This is a genomic window from Dapis brunnea BLCC-M229, assembly GCF_050015995.1.
Classification (GTDB): Bacteria; Cyanobacteriota; Cyanobacteriia; order Cyanobacteriales; family Microcoleaceae; genus Trichodesmium.
Map to the genome: position 1 here is coordinate 86710 of NZ_JBNHEP010000094.1, position 23706 is coordinate 110415.

19 protein-coding genes are annotated in these 23706 nt (G+C 34.8%); 9 read left to right on the top strand and 10 right to left on the bottom strand.

From position 1 onward, the window contains the following. Window positions 1-161 precede the first annotated feature (161 nt). Genes ACP6PM_RS10985 through ACP6PM_RS10995 form a run of 3 tightly spaced genes read left to right on the top strand, consistent with a single transcriptional unit; the run spans window position 162 to window position 723 of the window. Window positions 162-410, top strand: a complete 249-nt coding sequence (locus ACP6PM_RS10985; RefSeq protein ID WP_426584518.1) for a RecQ family zinc-binding domain-containing protein — start codon at window positions 162-164, stop codon at window positions 408-410. Beyond that, window positions 407-565: a RecQ family zinc-binding domain-containing protein gene (locus tag ACP6PM_RS10990; protein ID WP_426584520.1), complete on the top strand. Its 159-nt coding sequence runs from the start codon at window positions 407-409 to the stop codon at window positions 563-565. The genes ACP6PM_RS10985 and ACP6PM_RS10990 overlap by 4 nt, the downstream gene beginning before the upstream one ends. Then, window positions 562-723 (top strand): RecQ family zinc-binding domain-containing protein, encoded by a 162-nt coding sequence (locus ACP6PM_RS10995; RefSeq protein WP_426584522.1) that lies wholly within the window; start codon window positions 562-564, stop codon window positions 721-723. The genes ACP6PM_RS10990 and ACP6PM_RS10995 overlap by 4 nt, the downstream gene beginning before the upstream one ends. A 244-nt stretch (window positions 724-967) precedes the next feature. On the opposite strand, the gene ACP6PM_RS11000 is transcribed toward ACP6PM_RS10995, so the two are convergent. The 4 genes from ACP6PM_RS11000 to bioB all read right to left on the bottom strand — a co-directional run bounded on the left by ACP6PM_RS11000 (window position 968) and on the right by bioB (window position 5161). Beyond that, a complete protein-coding gene (locus tag ACP6PM_RS11000; RefSeq protein ID WP_426584524.1) occupies window positions 968-2296 on the bottom strand; it encodes a diguanylate cyclase domain-containing protein in 1329 nt (442 codons plus the stop codon). 466 nt (window positions 2297-2762) lie between these two features. Further along, window positions 2763-3257, bottom strand: coding sequence for a signal peptidase II (lspA, locus tag ACP6PM_RS11005; protein ID WP_426584526.1), 495 nt, complete (start codon window positions 3255-3257; stop codon window positions 2763-2765). Window positions 3258-3431: 174 nt separating this feature from the next. Continuing rightward, on the bottom strand, window positions 3432-4016 hold the full coding sequence (locus tag ACP6PM_RS11010; RefSeq protein ID WP_426584528.1) for a biotin transporter BioY: 585 nt from the start codon (window positions 4014-4016) through the stop codon (window positions 3432-3434). 44 nt (window positions 4017-4060) lie between these two features. Beyond that, window positions 4061-5161, bottom strand: a complete 1101-nt coding sequence (bioB, locus tag ACP6PM_RS11015; RefSeq protein WP_426584530.1) for a biotin synthase BioB — start codon at window positions 5159-5161, stop codon at window positions 4061-4063. A 779-nt stretch (window positions 5162-5940) separates the two neighbouring features. Between bioB and pstS (ACP6PM_RS11020) the strand changes: the two genes are divergently transcribed. Then, window positions 5941-7023, top strand: coding sequence for a phosphate ABC transporter substrate-binding protein PstS (gene pstS, locus ACP6PM_RS11020; RefSeq protein ID WP_426584532.1), 1083 nt, complete (start codon window positions 5941-5943; stop codon window positions 7021-7023). Window positions 7024-7079: 56 nt separating this feature from the next. Here pstS (ACP6PM_RS11020) and ACP6PM_RS11025 read toward each other — a convergent pair whose 3' ends face one another. Beyond that, complete coding sequence (locus tag ACP6PM_RS11025) at window positions 7080-8378, bottom strand: RNA-guided endonuclease InsQ/TnpB family protein (protein WP_426584534.1); 1299 nt, start codon at window positions 8376-8378, stop codon at window positions 7080-7082. Between the two features lie 351 nt (window positions 8379-8729). Between ACP6PM_RS11025 and pstS (ACP6PM_RS11030) the strand changes: the two genes are divergently transcribed. The 4 genes from pstS (ACP6PM_RS11030) to pstB all read left to right on the top strand — a co-directional run bounded on the left by pstS (ACP6PM_RS11030) (window position 8730) and on the right by pstB (window position 13652). After that, on the top strand, window positions 8730-9803 hold the full coding sequence (pstS, locus tag ACP6PM_RS11030) for a phosphate ABC transporter substrate-binding protein PstS (protein WP_426584536.1): 1074 nt from the start codon (window positions 8730-8732) through the stop codon (window positions 9801-9803). Between the two features lie 179 nt (window positions 9804-9982). After that, on the top strand, window positions 9983-10957 hold the full coding sequence (pstC, locus tag ACP6PM_RS11035; RefSeq protein WP_426584538.1) for a phosphate ABC transporter permease subunit PstC: 975 nt from the start codon (window positions 9983-9985) through the stop codon (window positions 10955-10957). 513 nt (window positions 10958-11470) lie between these two features. After that, entirely contained in the window at window positions 11471-12364 is an 894-nt protein-coding gene (gene pstA, locus ACP6PM_RS11040; RefSeq protein WP_426584540.1) for a phosphate ABC transporter permease PstA, read from the top strand. A gap of 466 nt (window positions 12365-12830) precedes the next feature. Further along, window positions 12831-13652, top strand: a complete 822-nt coding sequence (pstB, locus tag ACP6PM_RS11045) for a phosphate ABC transporter ATP-binding protein PstB (RefSeq protein ID WP_426584542.1) — start codon at window positions 12831-12833, stop codon at window positions 13650-13652. Window positions 13653-13670: 18 nt separating this feature from the next. Here pstB and ACP6PM_RS11050 read toward each other — a convergent pair whose 3' ends face one another. The 4 genes from ACP6PM_RS11050 to ACP6PM_RS11065 form a co-directional block, all read right to left on the bottom strand. Next, window positions 13671-15092, bottom strand: coding sequence for an RNA-guided endonuclease InsQ/TnpB family protein (locus ACP6PM_RS11050; RefSeq protein ID WP_426584544.1), 1422 nt, complete (start codon window positions 15090-15092; stop codon window positions 13671-13673). Between the two features lie 345 nt (window positions 15093-15437). Next, window positions 15438-16865, bottom strand: coding sequence for a response regulator (locus ACP6PM_RS11055; protein WP_426584546.1), 1428 nt, complete (start codon window positions 16863-16865; stop codon window positions 15438-15440). Between the two features lie 2419 nt (window positions 16866-19284). Beyond that, complete coding sequence (locus ACP6PM_RS11060) at window positions 19285-21483, bottom strand: hybrid sensor histidine kinase/response regulator (protein WP_426584548.1); 2199 nt, start codon at window positions 21481-21483, stop codon at window positions 19285-19287. A gap of 990 nt (window positions 21484-22473) precedes the next feature. Further along, on the bottom strand, window positions 22474-22647 hold the full coding sequence (locus ACP6PM_RS11065) for a hypothetical protein (RefSeq protein WP_426561164.1): 174 nt from the start codon (window positions 22645-22647) through the stop codon (window positions 22474-22476). A gap of 428 nt (window positions 22648-23075) precedes the next feature. On the opposite strand from ACP6PM_RS11065, the gene ACP6PM_RS11070 reads away from it, so the two are divergent. Beyond that, a complete protein-coding gene (locus ACP6PM_RS11070) occupies window positions 23076-23339 on the top strand; it encodes a hypothetical protein (RefSeq protein WP_426584550.1) in 264 nt (87 codons plus the stop codon). A gap of 93 nt (window positions 23340-23432) precedes the next feature. On the opposite strand, the gene ACP6PM_RS11075 is transcribed toward ACP6PM_RS11070, so the two are convergent. Then, on the bottom strand, window positions 23433-23706 hold a 274-nt coding region (locus ACP6PM_RS11075), incomplete at its 5' end, for a hypothetical protein (protein ID WP_426584552.1).

Below are 23706 nucleotides of genomic sequence, written 5' to 3' on the forward strand. Positions count from 1 at the left end.
TGAAATTACAGTTCAGGAATTGAGGAAATGAATCAATATTTTTCTACTAGAAAATATTGATGGCAATTTTTGTTAGAAGCATTTGGTTTTTCTCAGGAAGCTCAACATATGTGTTGCGGTTACTGTGATAATTGTATAAATCAGGAAAAGTAGTTCTAAAATTGAGATGGCGCGACCCGTTTAACTATATTATTAATAAGTCTGGTAATGGTAAAAAAGCATCTTTAAATTACAATTCAGGAGTTGAAGAAATGAATCAATATTTTTCTACTAGGAAATGTCGATGGCAATTTTTGTTAGAAGCATTTGGTTTTTCTCAGGAAGCTCAACATATGCGTTGCGGTCACTGTGATAATTGTATAAAGAAAGAAAAGTTTCTTGAAATTACAGTTCAGGAATTGAGGAAATGAATCAATATTTTTCTACTAGAAAATGTCGATGGCAGTTTTTATTAGAAGCATTTTATTTTTTTCAGGAAGCTCGAAATACGTCTTGTGGTCACTGTGATAATTGTATAAAGAAAGAAAAGTTTCTTGAAATTACAGTTCAGGAATTGAGGAAATGAATCAATATTTTTCTACTAGAAAATGTCGATGGCAATTTTTGTTAGAAGCATTTGGTTTTTCTCAGGAAGCTCAAAATATGTGTTTTGGTTACTGTGATAATTGTATAAATCAGGAAAAGAGGGTAAAAATCAAACTATCCCTTGGGCACAAAAAATGACTTATTTTAGTTATCAAACTATTTTTAATCAATCATAAAACTGCTTTACTCTCAGAAAAAATAAATATTATAAATTCTTACCTGCTGAGGACTGTAATCGCCCTACCAATAGCTCCCCTATCTGACTCCTAAGAACAGAGTCACTGTAAAAATATTTTATGAAATTGGTATAAAGTTAAAATAACTATAGTAAAACTATAAAAAATAGTATTAATTATTTATATTTGATTGAGTTAAAGTCAAACTATTGTTGGCGTTCATTCCAAATGATAAACCGATCCCGTCCTTCTTCTTTGGCTTGGTATAACCCTATATCTGCAGACTTAATTAATTGTTCAGGAGAATTTTTATCGTTAGGAATAGTACTTGCAATTCCCATACTTAGGGTAATATAGGAGTGATTCAAAGAAGTTTTGTGAGGTATCTTCAAACAATGAATAGCATTCATAATTATAGTTGCGACTTTGGTAGCTTCAATACAATTTACGCCTGGTAAAACAATCGCAAACTCTTCCCCACCGTACCTAGCAGCAAATTCTCCAGAGCGCTTGGCACTACTATCCAAAACTTGGGCAACAGCACGAAGGCAATTATCTCCTGCTAGATGACCGTAAGTATCATTGTATTTTTTGAAATGATCGACATCACAAAGAATCAACGATAAGGGTTGTTGTTGTCGTTGCATTCGTTGCCACTCTTGCTGAAGAAGTAGATTAAAATGACGCCTATTAAGCAGTTGGGTCAACTCATCAATGGTAGCTAAATGATTGAGAGCTGCTGTTCTTTCCAAAACTTTCTGTTCTAGCTCTTGATTAATTGCACGAAAGCGTCCAATAACTAAAATTAAACCTGAAATTGCTAGAGCAATGATAGTCATCAAGACAGTATAAATTATTTTTAATCCATCTTCAGCTATCAGCGTAAGATTATCAACAGGCTGAGTAATTTCTACGATGCCACGCACTTGTCCAACTTTCCAGTCTTTTCTAGGACTACTTCGTAGTGTATTATGACAAGCTACACAACTTGGCTCCATCAAGACAGCTTCCGTATAGCGAAACGAGAGGCGATCGCCAAATTGCTCTTTGCGATAAAACGAAGCTTCTGGATGCTCTTTCAGGTAAGTCAGTGCATCCCACTCAAACTTATCTTGAGGTCCTCCTGTTAGTTGTCGATTAGGAAATGGATAATTGCTGTAAAGCCTAAATAAAATACCCTCTGATTTATCACTTAGGCGCTCCCCAAGTTCGATAGTATAGGTAGCAGGATTAGGAATACCTCCTTTGACAGTATGGTATTCAGCTATGGCCACGATACCATCCATTGACTTGAGCCGATTGACAACATTCTTGCTGTAGAGTATTCTAGCTTCATTCAAGGTTTTGACAGCCACTTTTGCATAGTGCATTGTCTGGGAATCTACTAAATTAATTGACAGGTAGTAGGTTCCTACTAAAGCTATACCAAAACCCAAACAGAGTAAAGTGACAAGGATGATAATCACACGCATATAAAGCAGTTGATACAGTAGTTTACAAAGCTTTAATAATTTCCATCTTAGGGCTGTCATCATATATTTTAAAGTGACGTTAATCAGCTAAAATAACCAACTCTGAAAATATGTACTTTAGTCCGATTGATTTAAAATGAATCAGTTTGTTCAAAGCGACACAGTGAATGAGCCTCCGCAAGGTTTTTTCTCTCTCTCTGCTATAGACATCTCCGATAATTAAAAATTAAATCAATTATATATAGTGCATAAATCATTAATTATTTCCCCCTAATCCCTATTCCCTACTCCCTACTCCCTCTTTTCCGGAGAGGTCTTATGTAAGTATTGAGTAACTAGAAAGATCCTTAAATGTGGTTTTAACCAGTTTAAGAAAATACCTATAGCTAAGAAAGAATTGGTTAGGACATAGACTGATGATGAATCTTAGACTAGGAAATATTTTTCCAACTGTTCCCTGTTCCCTTCTATGGAATATTCATCTTTTTAAAGCGAGGACTCTAAAATAAGACAACAAGAGAAAAATAAATTAATGGGAACGACCTTTAGGTGTTCCACTAAAAAAAGTTGCAATAAGTAAACAAATAATACCAACATTAATCGAAACATCTGCCACATTAAAAACGGGAAAATCTATGAGGCGAAAATGGAGAAAATCTACAACATAACCAGAAACGAATCTATCAATACCATTACCCAATGCCCCTCCTAAAATTAAACCATAGCCCAGTTCTTCCCATCGATTAAATTTAGGTCCAAACCAAGCCCAAGCCATCAGACCCAGACTAACTATCAAAGATAACCAGCGCAACCAATAAACTCCACCATTACTAAAGAGACTAAAAGCAGCTCCAGTATTAGTTACATAAGTAAAGTGAAATACACCAGGCCATAAAGCCAGACTTTCTTCTAGTTGAAAATTTTGTACCACCCAGAACTTAGTTAGATGGTCTAATACAATGCTGATAATTGCAACCATCCAGAATAAGGGATTTTTGTGAAAAGGTAATTTCAAGTTTAACAATTACTATATTAGTTAGATTTACTGTCAGTTGGAGGACATTAATTACCGAATCTGCTGTATAAAAGCTGTTAAAGCTGTTAACGAAATTCCTCCTATGGAGGCGAGCTGTTTAGCTTTGCCTAGCATCCCGTAGGGAAGCATTCCGGTAGGGAAATGCTAAAAACTGATAGCTAATTAATAAAATAGTAAACGTCGTAGGAAATAAGCCATAACTGCTACAGCACATATAATTCCTAGTTGTCCTGGTAAGGGAAAAATAGAATATCTAAAAATACCTTCAAATAAAGATAATGATTCTGTATTTCTCCAACCGAAAATACCACTAATAATGAGATAAGCTAACCCAGTTGCATGAACACTCAACAAGCCAGATAAACAGCTAAAAGCTAATAATTCTAGTTTAGGATATGCTTTAAAAGCTAAATTTCCACATATCCAAGCTCCAGGAATAAAACCCAATAAATAACCAAAACTAGGTTCTCTCAAATAACCAATACCACCACCGTTAGTAAACACAGGTAATAAAGTTAGACCTAAAAAAATATAGGCTATTTGAGAAATAACAGCAGCATTTTTTCCACCCAAACAACCAATAAACAAAACAGCCCCAACTTGGTAAGTTACTCCTAAAGAAAAAGTCTTAATTTCTTGTTGTTCCCAAATCCAAGTTGGACTGGCAAAAGAGGCAGGTAAAAATGTTGCAGCAATTGTTAAGAGTAAACCTACAATTGCCCATAGTAACTCTATTGTAATTGTCACGGCAATTAACAATTATTTTTGAGAATAAACAATTATCCGACTACCTAAAACCTATTAGTTGGAATAGGAGCTTCTCCACCTTGAAGTCCAAGAGATTCCAGCATTGCTTGGTCTTTTTCTGGAGATTGACCAAGAGTTGTCAGATAATGCCCTATCAACATAGCATTAATACCAGCCTTTAAACCCAAAGCTTGCAATTCTCCCATCACAGCTTCTCGCCCTCCAGCATAGCGAATAATTTGTTCTGGTAAAATGAGACGAAAAATAGCGATCGCCTTTAAAGCATCATGGGGGTCTAATCTTGGTAGATCGCCCAAAGGTGTACCTTCACGAGGGTTCAATAAATTTAAGGGTACAGACTCAACCTCTAGCTCTCGCAAAGATAAGGCTAAATCTATTCTATCTGCCCAAGTTTCCCCCATACCAATAATACCCCCAGTGCAAGCTTGAATACCTGCTGCTTTGAGGTTTTTCACAGTTTCAACTCGGTCATTCCAGCTATGAGTTGTGACAATTTCCGGGTAAAAATCTTGAGAGGCTTCCAAGTTATGATTGTAGCGAGTTACTCCTGCCTCTGCCAATGCTTGAGCTTGTTCTGGTGTTACTTCTCCCAAAGCACAACAAGGCTTAATATTAGTCTGAGCAATAATTTGTCTTACTGTAGCCAGAATTTGCTCAAATTCTGTAGACTTGGGACTATTATACTTAATACCCCTACCCTGAGACACCAAGCAAAATCTTTTAGCTCCACCTGCTTCTGCTGCTTTTGCTTGAGCTAAAATCTCTTCAGTAGATTTGAGGCCATATACTGGGGAAGCTTCTCCTGGATGATGGGATGACTGGGAACAGAAGCTACAATTTTCTGAACAGCCTCCAGACTTGACATTAATGATGCTACAAAGGTCTACAACATTTCCACAACAAGCTTTACGAACTTTATCGGCAGCTTCACAAAGTAATAGTATATCTTCTTGTTCTGTAATTTGAGTAAGTATCATAGCCTCTTCTCGGCTAAGACGATATCCAGAAATAATTTGCTTGGCTAAATTATGGAGCCATTGCTCTAACTGGTTTCTCGTCTCTGGCAAAGATAGGAAAGCTTTGGTATTTGTGTCTGTATTGGTTGATGGGGGTGCTTGAACCACGACTAACCTTGTAATTACTATATTTTATGAGGTTCAATTTTACCATTTTTCACCCACATTTTCATAGAATTAATTTAAGTGGTAAAATTTTCAAATTTCCATTTCTATTTTTTAATTATCGGAAACAATATTCTATTACTTGGAGATTTTTGACTGGGAAAATTTCTTCTAACACAATCAGGTTCATTAATTGATAACGGATAATAGATAATTACCTCTGGTTAAAACGGAGAGGATTGAATATAAGTGCAAAATTGTAGTGAACTGTTTCATCTTAAATGTTGCATATAGTTGCATATAGTTGCATATATATGTAGTACCTCGTCTAGCTTGAAAATGTGGGTAAATTTGAGTCAATGAAGACCTCTCCCCCAACCCCTCTCCTGCAAGGAGAGGGGGGAGGTTTTACCCACAATTTTAATCTGGACGCGCTAGTAGGTTGGGTTGAGGGACGAAACCCAGCAACAATCTTTCTCCCTTACTCCCCTACTCCCCTACTCCACTAATGCACTAATGCACAGTTTTAGCTGTTTCGGTCCACTACTGTTGTCTTAAGCCTTAAATGTGACTTTAGGAAAATGGTACGATGTTTATTTTTCAAAGCTTTTAGTCAAAAATCTATTCCGTTACTTTAAGTTTGACGCCCCACTATCATTATCAATCACTAACGATTTATTAACTTTTCCTTTACCTATTTTTTACCTATTTTTAACCTCAGTATGTTCAACTATCATTGATTGTTACTTTTGTTTCAAATCAATCTTAAATTTTAAGTACTTATGACACTTAGTATCAAATTTAGTCAAATAATTCGTAATACTTCTAAAGTCTCCGTAGTAGCCTTAACAATTGGTTTAGCTACTACAATTGCTGGGGTGAAATACAGTCTCGCTCAACAAAAAGTCAACCTTGTAGGTGCAGGTGCATCTTTTCCAGCACCCCTATATCAACGTTGGTTTGCTGATATGAGAGATAGTCGTTCTGATGTTGGAGTAGATTATCAATCAGTTGGTAGTGGTGCTGGTGTTGAGAGATTTACTCAAGAATTAGTAGATTTCGGTGCTTCTGATGTGGCAATGAAAGATGAGGAAATTGCCAAAGTCGGTCGGGGAGTTATGATGCTTCCTATGACTGCGGGTAGTGTTGTATTAGCTTACAATTTACCCGGTGTATCCGAGCTGAAATTATCTAGGGAAGTTTATGTAGATATTCTTTTGGGTAAAATTACAAAGTGGAACGACTCAAAAATTACTGCTATTAATTCCGGGGTAAATTTACCAAATATACCAATTACTGTAGTTCACCGTTCTGATGGTAGTGGAACTACAGGAGTTTTTACCAAGCATCTCAGTGCCATTAGTTCAGAGTGGAAACAAAAGGTTGGGGAAGGTAAAACTGTATCTTGGCCGACAGGAGTTGGTGGTGCCAAAAATGACGGTGTAGCTGCTTTAATTCGTCAAACTGAAGGTGGTATAGGTTACGTTGAGTTTGGTTTTGCTCAGAGTGCTAAACTGAATACGGCAGCTCTGGAAAATAAATCTGGTAATTATGTGAAGGCTTCTTTAGATTCTGCTAAGGCTACTCTAGCAGCAGTAAAATTACCTGCAAATCTTCGTGCTTTTATTAGCGATCCTGAAGGTGGTGATTCTTATCCTATCGTTACTTATAGTTGGATGCTGATTTATGGCCAATATGATGCAGCTAAAGCTCAGGCTATAGAAAAAATGATTGAATATGGCTTAAATGAAGGTCAAAAGGTAAGTGCTGATTTAGGTTATATTCCTCTACCTAACAATGTTCGTCAAACAGTTGCTGCTGCTGCCGATAAAATTAGCTCCGGCTATCAAATTAGTCTTAAGTAATATTTACACAGCAAAAACTTATATTGACTACTCCTCGGACTAAAGTCACGGGGATTCTAAGTTGATACTACGCAACAGGATAAATCCATGTTGCTTAGTTTTTTCTTAGCTGACCAAAGATACACTCTCTGGGGACAAGTCAAAGTACCCCTACACAGTCTGCTTAAGTTTAAACTTAGCTTTCTGCTTACTTTTCTAATAATATTTGCAGCTCCATTGCAGTCTGCATTCACAAAACAATTATTACCACTTTTATACAAACCACGCTTTATTCTTTTTCCTGATGGTTTCCAATCATCGGGTTTCTCACCATAATTAGGTAGATAGTCACCATCTAAAAATGAAGCTATACTTGTATAACTCTCTTCTGTTTCTATAAATATTATTCCATATTCATCGCACAACTGAGCTATTCTTTCTTTGAGTCTAGCTGTCGGAATTGGTACAAATTCTGAATTACTTTTATGACCTAATTCTATTTGATTTTTCTGACTTTTATTCCAACCAAATACAATTGTACCAATATTATTTTTGAAACAATGATTAATTACTATTCTGGCTGCTTTATTAATACCATCACGCATTTGGCGGTTACGCTTTTCTGTAATTGCAGCCAGTCTATTTGACCAAAATCCAGTCCGTTGATTTTCTTTAATAGTTGATATCTGTTTGTTGTACCAACGATTCATTGATTTGAGATGTTTCCCATCTACTATCAAGCTGGTATTTACATTCGATACACAGGTCAACCAATTATTGACACCATTGTCTATTCCTAATACATTTTCTTGATTTAATTGAGGTTTAACTACTACTTCTTTTTCATAGACAAATTCCCAATAAAAGCATCTGTTTCTTGGTAATAGCCTCAGTTCTTTAAGAGCAGAAAATGCTAAATTACTAGGCAGAGGAATTAAGAAGCTATCGATCCCAAACCAACGCTTACAGGTATTGCCTAGTGGAACTCTGATTTGCTTACCTTTGAGTTTTAATGCTTGAGCCGGATAACTAACTGTAGCTAACCCTCCTTTCTTTCTGTAGTTAGGTATTCTGGGTTTGTCTGGTATTTTACCGTCAATAAATGCTTTAGTTAGACCATAATAAGACCGAAATGATTCAGCTACAGTTCTCAGTATTTGTTGTGCTGCTTGTGAATATAAAACTTTGTAATGATAGTTGTTTTTGTAGAGCTTTTCCAAGTCATATTTGCCAATACTTCTCCTGGCTTTAAAATATAATTGCCGACCATAATATATGCCCATGTTAGTGAGCTTGTGAGACTGTTCGCACAAGAATGTTAAAATAGAAATTAATTCAGGATTTTTACCTACTAAAACTTGCTGACAACAGTACATTTGAAACGGGCGGAACGAAAAGTTATTCTTAATAATAACAGAGGACAACTAAAGTTGTCTAGTCTCAACGATTCCCTGGTTTTCATGTCCCGGTTCAAACATGGGGAGCTTCAACGTTGCTTTTCGGTAAAATCAAATACTTCGGATTAAAATCCGACGAGTTGCCTTTCGTCCATCGCTTAAAAGACCATGGCTTTCATGCTCCTAGGTAAGTTCTTTCTATCAGCATCTCTGCTTTTTAGACCAATGATTGCCAATCATAAACAAGGATTAACCTTTCCTTAACCTAAATCTGTTAGGCTTTCGTCTATTATTTTTGGTGTTTAGAGAAATATAGAAATCTAAATAATTATGAAATTTGGTATAAATCTTTCTGGAATCACTCGTATTACTGCCAAAGTATCTGCAGTAGCCCTAACAATTGGTTTAGCTGCCTGTGGTGGTAATGGTGGTGGTGGTCAAGTAAGCCTGGTAGGTGCTGGAGCTTCTTTTCCATCACCCATCTATCAACGTTGGTTTCAAGACCTGAGTAATAGTGACTCTAGCCTACAAGTAGATTATCAGTCAGTGGGTAGTGGGGCTGGTGTTGAGAGATTTACCCAAGAATTAGTAGATTTTGGTGCTTCTGATGTGGCAATGAAGGATGAGGAAATTGCCAAAGTAGGCCGAGGAGTTATCTTACTACCAATGACTGCGGGTAGTATCGTATTAGCCTACAACTTGCCAGATGTTTCTGGTCTGAAACTTTCGAGGGAAGTTTATGTGGATATATTGCTAGGTAAAATTACTAACTGGAATGATCCGAAAATAGCTGAAATTAATCCCGATCTAACTCTGCCAGACCGAGCTATTACAGTTGTATATCGTTCTGATGGTAGTGGAACAACAGGAGTATTTACTAAGCATTTGAGTGCTATTAGTCCAGAGTGGAAAGAGAAAGTAGGGGAAGGTAAAACTGTTCAATGGCCAGTAGGTATTGGTGGTGCGAAGAATGATGGTGTAACTGCTCAAATTCGCCAAAGCGAGGGGGCAATAGGTTATGTTGAGTATGGTTTTGCTAAAAGTGCTGGCCTGAATATGGCTTCCCTGGAAAATAGTTCTGGTAATTATGTAGAACCTACTGCTGAATCAGCCACTGCAACTTTAGAAGCAGTAGTATTACCTGAAAATCTACGAGCTTTTATTACCGACCCAGAAGGGGATAATTCTTATCCAATTGTAACTTACACTTGGATGCTCGCTTATGGTGAATATCCTGATGCAGCCAAAGCTCAAGGTGTGGAAAAAATGATTGAATATGGCTTAAATGAAGGTCAACAAGTTAGTTCTGAATTAGGTTATATTCCTCTACCTGATAATGTACGTCAAAAGGTTCTAGAAACTGCTGATAAAATCAGCCCAGATTACAACATGACTCTCAAATAGCATCAAAAAAAAATTTAATTCAGAATTCTGAATTCTGAATTAAATTTATTGTAATTTTTTTCAATTTCATATAACCTAAAGATTATTCTTAGACAATCCCTAAAATTAACTTAATTACGACTGAAAAAGGTATATACCTATTTGCTTTGCGCTAAATATAAATAAATGTAAAAAATTATATGGTTGCACAATCTCAAGTTCAACAAGATACTCGGTCTCGGAGTGATGCAGAAAAAAAGTTTGATAATGGTTTTATTACCCTGACTAAAGTTTTTGCTTGGGGTATAGCAGCTATTCTCATATTAATGGCTCTAACAGTAGCTTCCCAAGCAATACCATCTCTCAATGAATTTGGTTTGAGCTTTCTATTTAAAAGTGTTTGGAACCCTGTTGCTAATGACGGTAAAGGGGATTATGGCGCATGGCCAATGATTGTGGGAACTTTAGTTAGTTCAGTATTCGCTCTGTTTATTGCAGTTCCCCTCGGTCTCGGTACAGCAATCTTTTTAAGTGAAAATTTTATCCCTCCAAAATTTAGTACCCCATTAACTTTTATGGTGGAATTACTAGCAGCTATTCCTAGTGTAGTTTATGGTTTATGGGGTATTTATGTTTTGCTTCCTTTTCTGGAACCAATAGAAGCTTTTCTGGGTAAATATTTAGGGTGGATTCCACTTTTTTCTATTCCTGATGGTGTTCGTGCTGGAGGTCCGGGAATGTTTCCTGCGGTTATTATTTTATCAGTAATGATTTTACCAATTATTACTGCAATTTCTCGTGATTCTCTTGCTAGTCTACCAACTGAATTGCGACAAGCTTCTTTAGGTTTAGGAGCTACCCGTTGGGGTACTATTATTAGGGTGTTAATTCCAGCAGCTTTTTCAGGAATTGTTGGTGGTGTAATGTTAGGTTTGGGTAGAGCAATGGGAGAAACTATGGCTGTAACAATGTTAATTGGTAATGCTAATTCGATTAAACCTACTCTTTTTGCTCCGGCTAATACTATTGCTTCTTTAATGGCAAACCAATTTGCTGAAGCTTCTGGTTTACAACTTTCTGCTCTGATGTATACAGGGGTAGTTTTGTTTGCTTTAACCCTACTTGTAAATATATTAGCTAATTGGATTGTTAATCAAATTAAGGCTAAGTATTAAAAATGGATAATGGATAATTGATATAATTTATAATTAATTCCCAAAGGTTTAAAGCCTCTTTACCAATGAATAATTTCTAATTCATAATTAGAGATAATTTTCATTATCCATTATAAGGATATGTCGTATTTGACTATATTTTTATTAACTATTTAACGAAAAGAAAACTCGCTTAAAACCTCTTCTATTTTGCATCTAACCTAATTAGAGCGTAAGCATTCAGGTAGCTCCCCTTTAGCTTTTCCTGCGGAATGCTAGGTAAACAATTTTTCCTTAGTAATAATCCTGCACTAAGTAATTAATGAAAAAGATTAGCAAAGAATGATTTGAGAGTAACTTTTAATTGTTCCTCAATCTTTCAACTCTAATTCTTCCTTAAAAAAGAATAAGTTAATAGTTGATAGCTGATAGCTGACCGCTGAATGCTTACATTAGAGCAATAATGTTTAATACCAACCTACTTATCTCATTAGAATTACCAATTTTTTTATGCTCATATCATCTTAATTCATTATGGCAGATATTACCTACAACCCAAAATCTTCTGAATCTATCATTAACTTAAAAAGAAACCCCCAAAGACCACGGGAAATCTTTAATAAAGTGATGACAGGATTATCAGGTGCTTGCATAGTTATCACTCTTATCCCTCTATTTGCTGTATTAATTTATGTTTTTATCAAAGGAGTAGCTCGTCTAAACTTAGATTTATTTACTAAGTTACCACCAGCAGCAGGTCAAACTACAGGGGGTATTGCTAATGCTATTTTAGGCACAATTATGGTAGTAGCAATTGCTAGTTTAATTGCTGTACCTTTTGGCATTTTAGCAGCAGTTTATTTATCAGAATTTAGTAACGAAGAAACTGCCCGCCCAATTCGATTTGCTACTAATGTTTTGAGTGGTGTACCATCAATTATTGCTGGGGTATTTGCCTATAGTTTACTGGTTTTAACTATGGGGAAATTTTCAGCATTTGCGGGAGGAGTTGCTTTATCAATTTTGATGTTACCCACTATTATTAGAACTACTGATGAAGCATTACAAATAGTTCCTAGAGATATTAGATGGGCATCCGTAGGAGTTGGTGCTTCTAATTATCAAACTGTTTTACAGATAGTTTTACCTGCTGCTTTACCAGGTATTATTACAGGGATTACTCTTTCTATTGCTCGTGCTGCTGGAGAGACAGCTCCACTACTTTTTACTGTAGTTTATTCTAATAATTGGCCTCGTGGTCCTTTTGCTCCGACAGTACCATCTTTGGCATATCTAGTATATGAATTTGCTCGTAGCTTTGATTTGGTTTTACAAGAGTTTGCTTGGGCAGGATCTTTGGTGCTGGTTTTATTAGTTTTAATTACCAGTATTCTTTCTCGTTGGGCAACCAGTCAGAAGCAATTTTGATGATTAACTAATTGTTTGGTATTTTGGAAAAATTAAATTATTCCTTTTGCTTCTATTGGAAACTATGGATAAAGATAACTAAATATGGCTTTCATAAAACACTTTCCTTAAGTGCAAATTATGAACAAAGTTTTGAAGATAATTATTAATTCATACCTTTGTAAGTAGATTAGGTGAAGTCTTCAAAATTCATGCAATTTTTCAATTCTGATGGTAAAGGTTTCATTATCTATTAAATCTCAAAAACACTCTTGCCTGTTTCTTCTTGTCTGTCCTTAAGCAAAAACTTTTTCAGTACACCCTAATAGCACTACAAAAAAGTGTTAGGAGATAGATAAAATTGAAATCTTTTAACCAATAGTTTTGACTTGATCTGTTTACGCAGTTCCTCCTGCGGAGGCTAGCTGAATGCTATAAATAATAGACACAAAAATAATTTTTAGACTAAGTTAGGAGGTTATATTTTATGCCGGAGTCTCAAGTAAATCTTTCTAAACAAAATTCTGCTCCTGCTCTTTCAGCAGAGAACGTTAGCATTTTTTATGGAAATTTTAAAGCCGTGAAAGATGTTTCAATAGAAATTCCTAAGAATCAAGTAACTGCTTTTATCGGACCTTCAGGTTGTGGTAAAAGTACATTATTACGATGTTTTAATCGTCTCAATGATTTGATTAGTATTTTCCATTTAGAAGGTCGTATTCTTTATCATAATCAAAATATTTACGACCCAGATATTGACCCTGTAGAAATTCGCCGTCGTATCGGAATGGTGTTTCAAAAACCTAATCCTTTTCCTAAGTCAATTTACGATAATATTGCTTATGGAGTAAGAATTAATGGTTTGGCTAAATCTAAAGAAGAAATGGATGAGATAGTCGAGCGATCGCTACGACAAGCTGTTCTTTGGGATGAAGTTAAGGATAAATTGGGGCAAAGTGGTTTTGCTCTGTCTGGAGGTCAGCAACAACGTTTGTGTATTGCTCGTGCAGTTGCTATTAGTCCAGATGTAGTTTTAATGGATGAACCCTGTGCTTCTCTTGACCCTATTTCTACTATTAAAGTAGAAGAGTTAATTAATGAACTCAAGGAAAATTACACTATTATTATTGTGACTCATAATATGCAGCAGGCGACTAGGGTTGCTGATGTAACTGCCTTTTTTAATGCGAAAGCTCAAGAAGGTGGTAAACGCTTTGGTTATTTAGTAGAATTTGATGAAACTCACAATATTTTCCAAAACCCAAAGGAAGAAGTAACTCAACAGTATGTAAGTGGTCGTTTTGGTTGACATACTCCCGGCGCTCCCCTACGGGAGAGCGCGGGATTCTTCAGTCAGATAAGCCCTGACCGCAGTTTTAACAGAAGTGATGTCCTCCTCCTGTGTTAATAACAATCCAATTTTTTGTATTAGAAGTGCTGAGTTATAATCCCTATCTAATTCCTGTCCACATCTGGGACATGAATGCCAACGCTCTGATAAGCTTTTAGAGACTTTATTCAAGCATTCCCAACAATATTGAGACGTGCCTTTTGGGTCTACTTTGATAATTTTTTTGCCAAGTTTCCAGGCAACATACTCTAGAACCCGAACAAACTGGCCAAAGGCTGCATCCTGCAAAGACTTATTTAATCCTGATTTTGCTGATTGACCATTGGGTAAGAACTTACCATTGTCACCTAATTTTGCCTTGCAACGTCGGAGTAAATTTGCTATTTGTAGGTCTTCTAAAAATATCACCTGACAATTACTGAACAAATGATAAGCAAGTTTGAATTGCCAGTCTAGTCGTTGCCTAGCTATTAGTTGATGCAGTTTTGCTATTTTACGTTTGAGAATTTTCCAGGGTTTAGAATGTTTTTGTTTTTTAGCTAATCTCACCTGAAGTTTAGATAAACGATCCTCAGAGAGCCTGAAAAATAATGGTACTTCTATAAACTCACCATAACTGGTAACAGCATAGTGCAATAATCCTAAATCAATACCTTTTGAGTTATCTAAAGTGGGTTGAATTTCTGCAACCTCTACAGGGACGGTCTTATCTTCTACCGTGAAACTGATATAGTATCCATCAACTTCACGGATTACTGTACCTGTCTTAACCTTGAATCCTAGTGGTATTGAGCGATTGTAGACAAAGGGGACTAAACCAATCTTTGGTAGATTTATACAAAAACGACCGTTGGCATTTTTGACTATATTGGCATTTGATAACTGAGGATAACTGAAAGAATTATAATAATGCCGACCTTTAAATTTAGGTCTACCGCTGGTTTTACCATTTTTATCGGGTTTGGTAAAATTATCCATTGTTGTTTGTACACGCTGAATAACATCTTGCAACACCTGAGAGTGCATAGACTTATACTCAGGGAAAAGTTTTTTAGTCTGTGCTAAATCTGCTAGTTGCACAGCCTCCCAAACAACATATCCATTAACTATGTTCGGATGCTTATCCCCTTTCCTTGTTATCGGATTACCATTACTGTCCTTTTTTCTGCCATTTCGTGTTTGTATCCTAAATTCAGGGATATTCTGATAAATCTGGTCTACTGACACCACTGAAACATTAAGTGGACAAGCATTAAGGAGTGTGCGGGTTGCTTCAAACCAATTCAGCCTTTCAGCTAAACGGTAATTATATTGCTTTCTGGCCATTTCTAACCAATTGGCTATAATTACCGTTTGACTTTTATGGGCTTTTAGCTTGTACTTGTATTTCAACAGCATAGAGAATAGACGTTGTTTCTATACATCTGTGTATTATAATGATTGTTCCCAAATTGTTATTTCTAGAGAGGTCAATAGCAATTAAAATTTACAATAGCACGACAATTACCAGAAAAAAATAGTTACAACCTAGCATTCTGCAGGTCAAGATGTAGTATGTTATAATAGCTGTTTAAATGAAATTTATAAGTAAAAATATATATTTATTACATAAATATTGACAATAAGCACCAATAATAGAAGCTGTAATCCAACTTCTGGTGTTGCACCTCCCATCCTTGATTTTTTCCCACAAATAATTTATTAAAAATGCGGATCGGCTAAATTTACTTCATTTTTCCCAATTTACACTAAACCAAGTTTTTCTCGGCAACGTTCGACATATAAACCAGCGATATTATCAATAGAGTTTACCCTTTTTACTTGTTGAAAATATTCTAAAGCCGCTGCATATTTACCAACTTTCCACCCCTTAATTCCTTTATTAAATATTGATATAGTTGCAATTTTTTCCGGTTCAATAATATTATTTTCAGTACCTAGTAGCTCATAAATATTGACAGCCTTTTGCTTTCCACGGAGCTTCACTTTATCAATCCACCTGTAATAAATTTTTTCACAATAACTAGACTGATTATTCTGGTTATTTTGAATCTGATTACTGAAATTTTCTTGGCTATTAAGGCTATTACGTTTAGTTTCTATCTGTTGTCCTGTTTTATAATTATTTTGACATATTTCTATTTCAGAGATGACTTTCTGACTCACAATAATTGAACATCCATAAGTCTTAGTTAAACTTTCTAAACGTGATGCAGTATTAACAACATCTCCAATCACTGTAGAATCCATTCTTTTTTCAGAACCCAAAGTTCCAATAACACCAATACCTGTATGAATACCAATACCAATTTTTACAGGTTCTCTCAGATTATATTTATGATAATTAACATTAAAATCTTGCAAACTTTCCTGCATCATTACAGCAGCTTTTAACGCATTTAAACTATGGCATTCATGTTGATCAAATACTGCCATAATTGCATCACCTAAGAATTTATCTATAAATCCTTGATTAGCAGAAATACAAGCACTCATTTGCTGAAAAAAAGAATTTAACCACTTAAAAGTATCTCTAGCATTTTGTGATTCAGCTATTGCTGTAAATCCTCTAATATCACAAAATAAAACTGTTAATTCTTCTTCTGTGGCATCCCCAAGCTGAATCGAGTCTACTCCTTCGGGTGCTATTCTAGATAAAAACTGTTCTGGTACAAACAACCGAAATTTCTCGGATAAAAGCTGATTAATTCGTAATGCAGCCGATAGTTGTAAATTATTTTGTTCATCTAGTTCTTGACTATTTTTATATTTTGTAGCTTGAGAACGTATTTCATTTAGTTGCAAAAGATTAGCTACCTTTGCTAAAAGTAAACGAGTATTAAATGGTTTTGTAATATAGTCATCCCCCATCAATTCTAAACCTTTCAATTTAGATTTTTCATCATCTAAAGCTGTTAAAAAAATTATAGGAATTGTCTTTAATTTGGGATTATCACGTAAGCATTGACAAACTTCAAATCCATTAATTTCAGGCATCATTACATCTAGTAATATCAAATCAGGGGGAGATTGACTAGCAACTTGTAGCGCTTCTTTGCCATTGTTTGCTGATATAGTCGAGTAGCCTTCTAATATTAATATTTCTTCTAATAGAATTAGATTATCTGGCTCATCATCAACCACTAGAATACATGGCTGCTTGTTAGACATATTATTTAGTAAAATTTATGAACTTTGAGTAACTCAATTTTTTTGCTTTTGAGAGTAATTTGATAATAGGATTGTATGAGAATTGCGAAAGTTTAATTCAGTCAGAGCTATAGGGTTTGAGTTAAGAGAAAAGTATTGGTTTTATTAGGTTTGCTGATTTTTTTTGCTTTCCTAAATTTTGCTTTACTTGCTATATTATATCTCTTCCAAAAGTTATTATTAAATCAATTAAAGATATAAAATCAACAATTTTATCTCCCTATCTCCTATTCCCTGACTTCTGTAATAAATCTACTGCCAAATAATAAAAATCAACAATAACAAATACTTCTAAGAGTTTTAACTTTAGTGCAAAATTATTGTGTGACCGGAAAACTAAGGTTGAAAGCCTCTGCTAAATATGGGAGAAAAAAAATTTCCTTTTAACCAATCCTCAATGTTTTAAGAAGAGGTAATTATTAATTATTAATTGTTAATTATTAATTATTGAATATATGTTCCCTCTTTTTAGTTTAGCCTTTAATTCTATACTATATATAGCAAGCCTAAATTATTGGTCAAAAATTCCAAATATAGATAAATACTCTGAAACTCTTACCCCTGTTCCCTTTTTCCAAAATATTTTTTACACAACCATGTCGAGTACTGTTATATAAGTTTTAACCAGAAAATTGGGTTTCCAGCGCCTTGCTTTTCAGGCTATTTTACTATCTGTAATACCAATTCCCAAAAATAATGCTTAACTTCCGATGGGACTTCAGTTATTAAGTAATAAGTAAGCTTGAGTCATTTTTTTAACGATTATCGCCATTAAGCGGATTTACTACTTATGTCTAATAACCCTGCTCCCTGCTCCCTGCTCTGTAGGGAAGTTGCATGCAACGTCCCTACCATTAGGAGATGTAGCAACACTTTTGAGATTTGGTATAATATATTTGGTCTGAAAAACATCAACTACCGTTGTTAACCATTTTTATATAGGGTTTCTCAGATTAAAGAGGTACAGTATTTTTTTGTTCCCTATTCCCTATTCTCTAAAATCCAAAACTTATGTATCTCACTATTGGTGAGCATTGCTATAATTGTATTTATTAATAATTGAATGTCTGGTATTTGCCCAATAAAAGCTGATACTCAATGAGGATATCTCTCCTAGAGACATAATCTAAAAATCAGATTTTTAGGTAGTTGCTGGGGGTGATTTATCAGAGTAAAAACGGAGAATTAGAAAGTATAAGAAGACTGAATTTGTTAGCATTATTAAATGAAATGTTAACCTACAGATCGGGTTTTGCTTAGTATAAATATCCGTTACTTCACTACAGACTATATTCAAAAAATGGTAATCAATCTTAGATATTTTTGATAACTAGGGCTTGCTGATTAACTCTAAAAGCCTTTATCTGTAAGTCCCATTAGCCTTTTTTCACAGAAAGAAGTGTCAGCTTTTTGCTTACTCTAGTTCAAAATATGAGCATTTTGAGCAGACAAGGGCGGAAAAACCTCAGACAATTCTTTCTTCTACTTCCTCTGTAATTCCTATTCCTCCTGACTTCCCCTCCTGGGAGGGGTTAGGGGTGGGTTGACTCCTGACTCCTGATTCCTACCCGAACCCACGCATACTTTTTCAGCAAACCCTAACTATTTTTGACTAATTTACTACTTTATAATAGCTCGAAAATACTTGTAACTTGTGTATTTGAAACTAATGTATTATAGAAAATTATTTGTATTTATTAAAACTAATAACTTTCCTAGAGACGAAATTAGAATATTTTGAATAATTAATTACTTTTAGTAGAGAAATTTTAAATTTGCTATCTAATACCATTTTGAAAAAACAATGTTACGAATAGTAAGGGGGATAAAAAGATTTTACAGCAAATACCCCTTTGATAAATAAAGATGATTTACGAACTAAAAAATGGTATTAAAACTATTCATTATGCCGACTGACTTCTGACTTCCCCTCCACGGTCGGGGTTAGGGGTGGGTTGACTCCTAAAAATTTCCCTAGATATTTGTAGCAAACATTTATCAAATTGGTATAACAGATAATTCTGATATAGCGTTTTTATTTTAGATGCGGAAACTGAGTCCTCTGAAAAAGGGAATAGGGAATAGGGAATGGTAAAGGATTAAAAACAGTATTAAATTGTGAAAAATACAAGGTAATTGGTACTCAATACAGCATTTTTTTATTAGCAAAAACCTAAATTTAGATTGAAATCTGATTTTCAAACTCTATAGAAATCCCATTTAAACAGTTAAGTTATCAAGGTATTATATTTGGGGATGAGCTAGATACCAGCAAGGGTAAACTATGGATATCAAAAAATAAGCGTGGGAGTCTTAACTGATAGAAAAAAATTGAAATACTTAGAAAAAAATTAGTTCAGTAAAATCTTCTTTGCTTTGACTAATTACCCAGCAAAGACTTGACAATAGAAATCATCTCCTCAATATTTAAAGGCTTACTCAGATAAGCTACTGCACCAGCATTCAAACATCTTTCTTTATCACCTGGCATTGCCATAGCAGTTACAGCAATAACTGGTACAGACTGCCACATAGAATGATCCTTAATTCTCTTAATTAATTCTAATCCATCAACCTCTGGTAACTGAATATCCATCAAAATTAAATTAGGTAAATTTGGAGAAGTAACCAAAGGAGAATTAATCGTATCCAACATAGTTTGACCATCACTAATTAACTCAACTTCATAGCCCTCTAACTCCAATACTTGAGAAATTAATAGTTGATTATAAGGTTGATCTTCAACAATTAAAATTCTAATAGACTTTTCAGTTTCTAATATTTCCTCATTAACACTATCTGAAGATACTTCAGAACTAAATTCTGATGCTGAATTAACTATTAACTCATGTCGCATTTCTGTTAATGGTAACCAAACACGAAAAGTGCTACCCTTGCTCACTTGAGAATCTAAAGAAATAGTTCCACCATGCAATTCAGCCAATCTTTTTGTCAAAGCTAAACCCAAACCCGTACCTTCATGTCTTCTAGATAAAGAAGAGTCAATCTGTTGAAAAGGTCTAAATAATATTTCCCATCTATCTTCAGGAATACCAATTCCAGAATCTTTCACCTCTAAACATAAATAAGGTGTACTAGAATTAATTGGAGAACAATCAGGTCGATAATCACCTTGAATTTGACTACCATACCCTAAACGTCCGCTCAGTTTAACTTTTCCCCCTTCTGGTGTAAACTTAATAGCATTAGAAAGTAAATTAATAATTATTTGCCTAACCCGACGCTGATCCAGATAAACAGTAGATATACGATAATCTAATTCTAGGGATAAAGCCAATCTTTTTTTATCAGCTCGTGGCTGAATCATTTTCAAACAATCTTTACAAACTTCGTGAATATTAATTAGCTCTAAACTTAGCTCTGTTTTCCCCGACTCAATCTTAGATAAATCCAGAATATCATTAATCAGTTGTAGTAGATGTTGACCGCTTTTTTGAATGAGTCGAACTTGATTAACTTGGCGATCGCTTAACGGGTCTGATATTTGTCGTTGTAATAAATCAGAGAACCCTAAAATGCTATTAAGTGGAGTTCTCAATTCGTGAGACATAGAAGCCAAAAACTCTGATTTTAACTGAGAAGAACGCTCTAATTCTTCATTAATTTGACGTAGACGTTCTTGAGATTGTGCTCTTTCTATAGCTACTCCTAGAGTACGACAAGCTGCAAAAAGCATATCTTTTTGATCTGCTTCTTGTAGTTTTTGGAGGTTACGAGATTCCAGAGTTAAAACACCAATAATTGTCCCATCTGTGGCTGGAATTGGGAAAATTCCTAGTTGACCAATAGCCGGATGGCGAAATCCTGGTATAGAATTAGGTTGATGAGCATAATCTTGAACATACATAGGTTTGCCACTTTCTACTACTTCCCACAAAAGTCCTTGACCATAAGGGATACCCTGTTTCAATAAACCTTCCATTTCAGCTACTGCTAGTTCACCATAAGTAGCAATAAATTGAGAGGTAATCTGATTAGAAATTGGCCCTGCTTGACGATTTACTCCTTCCCCATTGATAACTTTGACATCCCCAAAGGCAGCATTCATTACCTCTACGAGATAATTAAGGGCAAATTGGGCTATTTCTCTCAAGCTGTCTGAGTATTGCAGTCGTTCGTTGAGACCTAGAAGAAATCTTAATCTTCTTAATTCAGCATTGAGACTAACTTGAGACCGTTGATATATACTTACATCTCGAAAGGTTAATAGATGACCCCCATCTGATGCCAAGGTGCAGTCCACTTTCAGGCAAATACCATTAGCTTGTTCAATATATAATAATTTACTTTCTGTTTCTATCTTGAGCAGACAGTTTTGTAGTTGTTGACATTGTTCGGTTGACCAATAACCTTGAGCAACTATTTCGGCAAAGATGTTATCCCTATGGGGTTTTAATTTTAGCCACTCTGGTAATAATCCCCAAATTTCTGGCAGTTTCTGATTAAATAGAATTAAGTGATTAGAATTATCGAAGAGAGCAATACCATTATCTATTTGGTTCAGGATGAGTTCTTGCTCTTCCTTCAACCTTTGTAAATCCATTTCAAAATCATTCATGTTTTTATCTGCTTGACGTGCGGAATATGGGTTAGAAGTTAGGTAGGGGAGCCGTCGGTAGGGCGGCGTACAGGAGAAAGCAGTCATAATTAATAGGTTTGTCTCATTTTTTATGTCGTAATTTATCTTTTTCGTCAAATATAAATTTCCGATAAAATATTTTAATACTGCTTATTATTCGTAACATTCTTTTTTTTTAATGGTATTAGAAGTTATGAGTTGTGAGTCAGCTTTTAGCAATCAGGAGTCATGGCTTTTAACTATTCCTTTTTGACATTTTTATCTATTTTTTGTCTATCGACAGTTATTAAGTAGAGTAAGTTAAAACATGGGGTTGGAGATTTCCATAAAACGCCTTAAACCACTGAAATAAAAATTTTTGAGCTAATTTACAATTTGATACATAACCTACAAAATTTACCACGCTTTACTTATGAAATTACTGTTAGTAAAAGTTTTCAGCTAGTACAATTTCACTCTTGATTTTCAATAGATTACTTTTGAATGTATAAATTATGTTAAAATGATGCAATCGGAGTAATATCAAATCGTAATTTATTAACTACAAAGTTTAATTATTAATTTACTCAATTTTTTTGAGAAAATGTTTGTCAAATTAAGTATTAAGAGACTTGTTTATAAACTAAATATTCAGGATTGAATAAGGCCAGGGATTGAAATTCTACTGCTTGATAGAGTATAAGTATTCATACTCCTAAAGTTATTAGGTGATAAATAGTTATGTTTTCGTCTATTCTCTATTCCCTGTTCCCTATCTCCTTTTTTATATTTAATACATTCAATCTGTTACACCTAAAAATCAACACAACTACTCTATGTTTTTAACTTCATTGCCGATCGAGCTATAGTAATTTTCACCCTTGGTTAGAAACAGATTTTGGATTTTTGGGAATAGGGATAGGGAATAGAGAATTAGGGAAGAGAAAAAAAATATTTTACCTCATAAACAAGAGAACCACTAGATCTTTTTTATGAATCTGGAAAAGTTCGCTTTAATTCATCAATCAAATCATCAATCTCTTCTATTGCTTGATTAACATCGATTCTGAGTGTACCTAAATCGGGCTTTTCTAGAAGTTTTACTAAAGATTCCCGCTTATTTTCAATAGTAGCTAATCTTGCTTTGATTGTCTGTGAGTCCATTGTCAATTCCTGATATACTCTAGTTAATACAGTATTTTAGTTTAACTCATTGACATCCTCATCTCGATTAAGGAAAAATATTCTAACAGGAGATTCCAAAAACTTCAAACTAAAATATCAGGGCACGGCGGTGATTTTATATCACTTTTATCCCGATCATTAGGGACAACCAGACAGTGTTAAAGGGATCATAGACCGTTATTTTTTCAAGCTTCGACTTACTTGAAGATTTATCATCCTATATAGCAAGTCAACAAAGCTAATTTTCAGGTGATAAATATATATTCATTGATACAAAATTTGATACCGACTTTTCCTGTCTCGTTAATCGAATTTTAATGTGAGTCCCCAAGTCAAAGATCGGATGTTTGCATCTCTAATTATCAATAGTCTCTGATTCTTGAAAAAAAATATTCTATATAATATAAATGTCTAAGTTAGACCCAGATCAGGAAGCTACAAGTGTTAGTAAAGACATATTAAAGCGCATTAACTCTCTGAAAAAAGAAAATGAAAGATTGTATAATATTTTAGCAATAGATGTTTGGGCATTAGCCAAGACTATGGATGAATTTCAGCCTGGATTTTGGGCAGCTTTTATGAAAAATCGAGATAAAGCTTTAAAAAAATTTATGGCTGATACAATTAAAAATAAGCAAAAAGATGATAGCCTTCCCCCTTTTCTGCGTTAATTTAACTTCAAAAACCTACCCATTTACCAAAAATATATAGCAGTACGAAATTGTTGGTAAAAAATTCTCAAATAGATACAAAATTTGAACTTATTACCCCCTTTTCCCTGTCTTTACCGAATTATTAATTATTAATAATTGATAATTAAATAATTCATGCCTTGAAGCCTCCCCTTGGATAGGGGAAAAAGCGGTCGGAAAGCGGAGCAGTCCGTAGGATGGGATGGCGACGTCTCCCGCTCTTAACAGAGCCGCTGCGCTTTTCATGTCGGCGACAGCCGAAACGCCATATCCAATCGACCAAGAGAAAAGAAATAATATTTCCTTATATTCAATTCCGTAACGGTTAAAACCCGAGGTAATTATC